Origin of the sequence: Veillonella sp. CAG:933 (assembly GCF_000431435.1) — a bacterium.
In the GTDB taxonomy this organism is placed as follows: domain Bacteria; phylum Bacillota; class Negativicutes; order Veillonellales; family Veillonellaceae; genus Veillonella_A.
The window spans coordinates 20,212-25,482 of record NZ_HF986221.1; the positions used below are offsets into that span (position 1 = coordinate 20,212).

At 42.2% G+C, this 5,271-nt stretch carries 4 protein-coding genes; all 4 read left to right on the forward strand.

The window, feature by feature from the left end; genetic code table 11:
* Positions 1–545: 545 nt before the first annotated feature.
* The 4 genes from QZL64_RS10650 to QZL64_RS10665 all read left to right on the forward strand — a co-directional run bounded on the left by QZL64_RS10650 (position 546) and on the right by QZL64_RS10665 (position 5,190).
* Positions 546–1,283 (forward strand): (Fe-S)-binding protein, encoded by a 738-nt coding sequence (locus QZL64_RS10650; RefSeq protein ID WP_021841970.1) that lies wholly within the window; start codon positions 546–548, stop codon positions 1,281–1,283.
* Between the two features lie 19 nt (positions 1,284–1,302).
* A complete protein-coding gene (locus tag QZL64_RS10655; RefSeq protein WP_021841971.1) occupies positions 1,303–2,739 on the forward strand; it encodes a LutB/LldF family L-lactate oxidation iron-sulfur protein in 1,437 nt (478 codons plus the stop codon).
* Positions 2,740–2,751: 12 nt separating this feature from the next.
* Positions 2,752–3,462, forward strand: a complete 711-nt coding sequence (locus QZL64_RS10660) for a LutC/YkgG family protein (protein ID WP_021841972.1) — start codon at positions 2,752–2,754, stop codon at positions 3,460–3,462.
* A 297-nt stretch (positions 3,463–3,759) separates the two neighbouring features.
* Positions 3,760–5,190 carry a cation:dicarboxylate symporter family transporter gene (locus QZL64_RS10665; RefSeq protein WP_021841973.1) on the forward strand — a complete coding sequence of 477 codons (1,431 nt, stop codon included), beginning with the start codon at positions 3,760–3,762 and terminating at the stop codon, positions 5,188–5,190.
* Positions 5,191–5,271 lie beyond the last annotated feature (81 nt).

Below are 5,271 nucleotides of genomic sequence, written 5' to 3' on the forward strand. Positions count from 1 at the left end.
GTGGCGGTAGACGCCGTAGTGTTGTCCGCATCGGCGGCGAAGCCGGTGTAGGTAGTTGTTGTTAAAAGTGTAGCCACGAGAACGGCTAAATGTAAAGAACGTGATGTCATAAATGAGACCCCTTTCTGTTACAGGTTGTTAAAATAACGGTTTTCACCTTGATAAAGTATGCACTTTATTATTGATTTTACAAATACTAAAAAATAATATCCTTAATACATTGATTATATCACGAACCACGGGGGCTTTAAAGAGATAAAGGGGCGGTTTAGCGGTAATGAGATTCACTATTCAAATAATTACGTTCTGTATACAAATATTTTACTAAATCCTATTTCAAGCATTCGTAAAACGCATATGACATAGGGCGTTTGCCAATATCGCAATTCTTTGGACATTATATTTGTTATTCTATATAATAATAGTGATGATTTCCGTGCGAATATACAATATAGACCGTTTAATGTTGAAAAAAATGGGAAGTATACGCAAGTGTGGGTAATCTAGTAAGTGTAAGTACGTAGGAAAGTTGAGGATGTGAGGAAATGAAAATTCATTTATTTTCACAATGTTTGATTGACATGTTTTATCCCCACGTGGGGATGGCCGGCGTACAGGTATTAGAACGTTTAGGCTGTGATATCACAGTACCTAAAAAGCAAGTATGCTGCGGACAGATGTTCGTGAACTCCGGGTATAATGATGCGGCTAAAGGGGCTATCAAGAATACAATTGAAGTCTTCGAAAACGCAGAATATATCGTGAGTATGTCCGGTTCTTGTGCCTTTGCCATTCGTGACGAATACCGTCATATTTTGGCCGGCGAACCTGAATGGATGGCTCGTGCCGCCAAAGTCAGTGAACGCATTTATGAATTCACCGAATTTATCGTGAATGTATTAGGCGTAACTGACGTAGGTGCAACATTTAACGACAAAGTTACGTACCACAAATCTTGTCACGTAACACGTCTCATGGGTATCAAGGAACCACCTATGAAATTATTGGAAAATATTAAAGGTCTAGAATATTTGCCAATGAATCGCGCGGAAGGCTGCTGTGGTTTCGGCGGTACGTTTACGGTTAAACAGCCTGAGATTTCTGCTGTTATGACTCGCGAAAAAGCAATGAATATTTACAACTCCGGCGCTAATGTAGTAGCCGGTGGTGACCAAGCTTGTCTTATGAATATTGAAGGTATGCTTGATCGTCTTTATAAAGACGGCGAAATCGATCGTCGCATCAAAGTAATGCACATTGCGGAATTATTGAATTCCCGCTAGTCGTTAGGAGGAACTGAACATGGCTATTTTATACGATGAACGCCCGTTTAAAAAACGTGTTGAGGATGTTCTTGCCAATGACTTTAAGGTAAAGGCCATCCAAAAAGCGCAAGATGTATTCTATGCAAAACGTAAAGCGTTGGTTGATCAAGTACCTGAATGGGAAGATTTCCGTGAAGAAGCGGCTGAACTTCGTGATCATGTATTAAGCAACCTCGACTATTATTTAAACCAATTTGCTGAAAACGCTACTAAAGCCGGTGCCAAAGTGCACTTTGCTCATACAGCTGAAGAAGCAAATGAATATGTAATGGAAGTAGTTCGTGCCAAGAACGCCAAAATGGTCGTAAAAGGCAAAACTATGGTGTCCGAAGAAATCAGCCTTAACGAAGCATTGATGAAAGAAGGCGTGGAAGTTAACGAAACTGACTTGGCCGAATTCATTTTGCAGACAGCTGACTGGAACCCACCTTCCCATATCGTAGTACCTGCGTTGCACTTTGCTCGTGGTCGTATTCGTGAAACGTTCCACGACAAACTCGGTTATGAAGGTACGGAAGATCCGGAAGAAATGACACGTTTCGTACGTAAACGTATTCGCGATCGTTTCTTGCGCGCCGATATCGGCTTCACCGGCTGTAACTTTGCCGTAGCTGAAACCGGTACTATTACTATCGTATCCAATGAAGGTAACGGTCGTATGAGTAGCTCCATGCCTAAGACTATGATTTGTCTCATGGGTATGGAACGTCTTGTACCTGACTTTGCCGGTCTTGACATTATGATGGAACTCTTAATTCGCTCCTCTGTAGGCGCTAAGATTTCAAACTACTTCTCCATGATTACCGGTCCTGCCAAACCAGGTGAAGCTGACGGTCCTGAAGAACTTCACATCATTATCATCGATAATGGTCGTTCCAATATTTTGGGCGGCGAATTCAACTCCATGCTTCGTTGTATCCGTTGCGGTGCTTGTATGAACATCTGTCCGGTATATCGTCATATCACCGGTCATGCGTACGGCTCCATCTATCCGGGTCCAATGGGTGCGGTATTGACTCCATTATTGGTTGGTTATGAAAAAGCGGGCGATTTGCCATACGCTTCCACTTTGTGCGGCGAATGCTGGGAACATTGTCCGGTTAAGATTCCACTCCATGAATTACTTTTGAAACATCGCGTTAACATTGCCGACAAAGCGCATCTTCGTCCGGCAGCAGAAGAAGCTATTTTCAAAACAGTGGCTACTGTATTCAGTAATTCCTTCCTCTTCGATTATGGTACTAAGTTAGGTGCCATCGGCATGAAACTCATGAGTAAGAACGGTAACATGGCCGATTGGACTAAATTATTGCCGGTAGTAGGCGGCTGGATGAAAGCGAAAGAAATGGGTACATTGAAACTCAAGAAATTCCGCGATGTATATGCTGAATATGAAGCTAGCAAACGTAAGTAAGGAGACAAGACAATGGATGATGTAAAACGTAAAGCATTTTTTAGCCGTATTTCTCATGCGTTGGGTCGTAAAGAGATTCCTACTTTCGTAGCACCGTATCCTTATGAAAAAGGACCTCAAGAGGCAATGTACTCCGACCTTTCCCACGAACAAGTTGTAGACATGTTCAAAGTGGAATGTGAAAAAGTAGGTACTAAATTTGTAACTACTGATGAAGCGCATGTAGTCGAAACAATCTTAAAAGAAATTGAAGAACGCGGCGGCGGTAAAGTAATTTATCCTTGCTGTGAAGAAGCTGAAAAATTCCAATTAAAAGAAAACTTTGATAAGGTAGATAAAGAAGGTACCACCTTCTATCAATGGAATCCATCCGCCGGTCGTCAAGCTAATATTGACGAAGCCAAAGTGGCTGAAATCGGTATTACTTTCCCAATCTTAGGGATTGCCGAAACAGCAACGGTTATTCAACCAAGCTTTGAAGCCAGCGGCCGTTCCATCGGTTTGTTGCCACTTTGTCACATTGCGGTTATCCGTACTTCTGACATTGTGCCTCGCATGACGCAGTCTATGCGTGCTCTTACCAAAGTATATAAAGAAAATCCTGAAGGGTTCCCATCCAATGTGGTTCACATTTCAGGTCCTTCCAACACAGCCGATATCGAATTGGTTCGTGTAGTAGGGGTTCATGGTCCTATCAATGTAACGTTTATTCTCGTTGACTAGGTAAGGAAATGTCCGACGCCGTAAGCACAAATTGTGCCCTATGACGTCGGACTTTTTTATAGGAGATTTTCGTCAAAAGATTTTACAAAATTTAGGGTTAGTGAATGTACTGATAAAGATAGCTGTACGAAAGCTGTTTCGACCTGCTGTTGCGCGGATATTGTATCAATGTAAATCGACTAATTTATATATCGAAATATTTTGAAAATAATTCCTGTGAAATAGTAGGAATTTAAAAGAACTTATGCTATAATATCATCGTCACATTCACAATTGAATACAGTAAGGAGGGAAAAAGTGGATATTCCATTTTTCCAAGAGTTTTTAATGGTTAGCAATCCGATTACCATCGGTATTCTAATCTTGTTTGTAGCGATGTTGGGGTTTGTTTACTACTTACAACGTCGTCAAACAGCCTTTGGTAACCTTGTTATCATCGGTACCTTATTAGGCGCCGTTTTGGGCTTCGTGGTGCAATTCATTGCACAGTTCCCGGACGATCCTATGAAAGTTGTGTACATTAAAGAAAGTACCAAATGGTTCTCCTTAATTGGTGGCGGGTTCATTGATTTAATCCGTATGCTCGTTATTCCATTGGTATTTATTTCCATCATTCACGTAATTTTGCACATGGAACGCGGCGCTGATTTGAAAAAATTAGTTAGCTCTACCGCTTTCGTAGCCTTAGTAATGGTAGCTATTGCTGCTGTTGTAGGTCTTGTGCTTGGTTCCGTAACTCATTTGGGTGAAGGTATTGCCGCCGGCGGTGCACCTGCCAAGATGCGTGAAGTAAAACCTGTAGTAGATACTTTGCGTGCCTTGATTCCGAATAACCCAATCAGCGCTATGGCGGAAACTAACGTTATCGCCGTTGTAGTATTTGGCGTTATCATTGGCGGTATTGCTCGTTTGATTAAACAAACAGGCACCGACAAACTCGAATTGGTTACTAAATTATTTGATGAATTGCACCTCATTATTTCTTGGGTGGCAGATTTCATCATCGGCCTTATGCCTTACGGCGTATTGGGCTTGTTAGCAACAACTTTGGCTCAAAAAGGCTTCCAGGCTATTGCCGATATGGGTCTTTTCATCGTATTGATTTACGTTGGTGTAGTAATTATGTTAATTGTACAGGCTGTACTTTTAACAATCTTCGGCGTAAGCCCAATTATGTACTTCCGTAAAGCAAGAGCTCCATTGTTCTTGGCTTTCACATCCCGTTCCAGTATGGGTGTATTACCGTTAACGGTAGATACCTTGACTAAACGTTTAGGCGTTAACGCGGCTACTGCTAATACAGTAGGCAGCTTCGGTACTACTGCAGGCATGCAGGGTTGTGCCGGCGTGTTCCCGGCTTTGTGTATCGTATACATTGCGAACGTTGCCGGTGTACCACTCGATATGACCATGTATGTTATGAGTGTTATCGTAATCGCTTTAGGTTCCATCGGTATTGCCGGTGTGCCTGGTACAGCTACTATGGCTGCATCCGTATCTTTGTCCGGTACTGGTCTTGGCGCGTTCTTCAGCTCCATTTCTCCGGTATTGGCTATTGACCCAATCATCGATATGGGTCGCACCATGCTTAACGTAAGTGGTTCCATGACCAATGCCATTGTGGTAGATAAACTTATGGGCACTTTCGACCAGGAAGCATTCAACGATACGTCCACAATCGACCGTCCGGTAAGCAATAAAACCGGTGGCGACACAGAAGTTGCTTAAGCAAAATAAGTAAATTGTAACATCAAGAAAATGTTATAAGCATACAAAGAAAGGGGCTGTAACGAAATACACCCCTAAAAA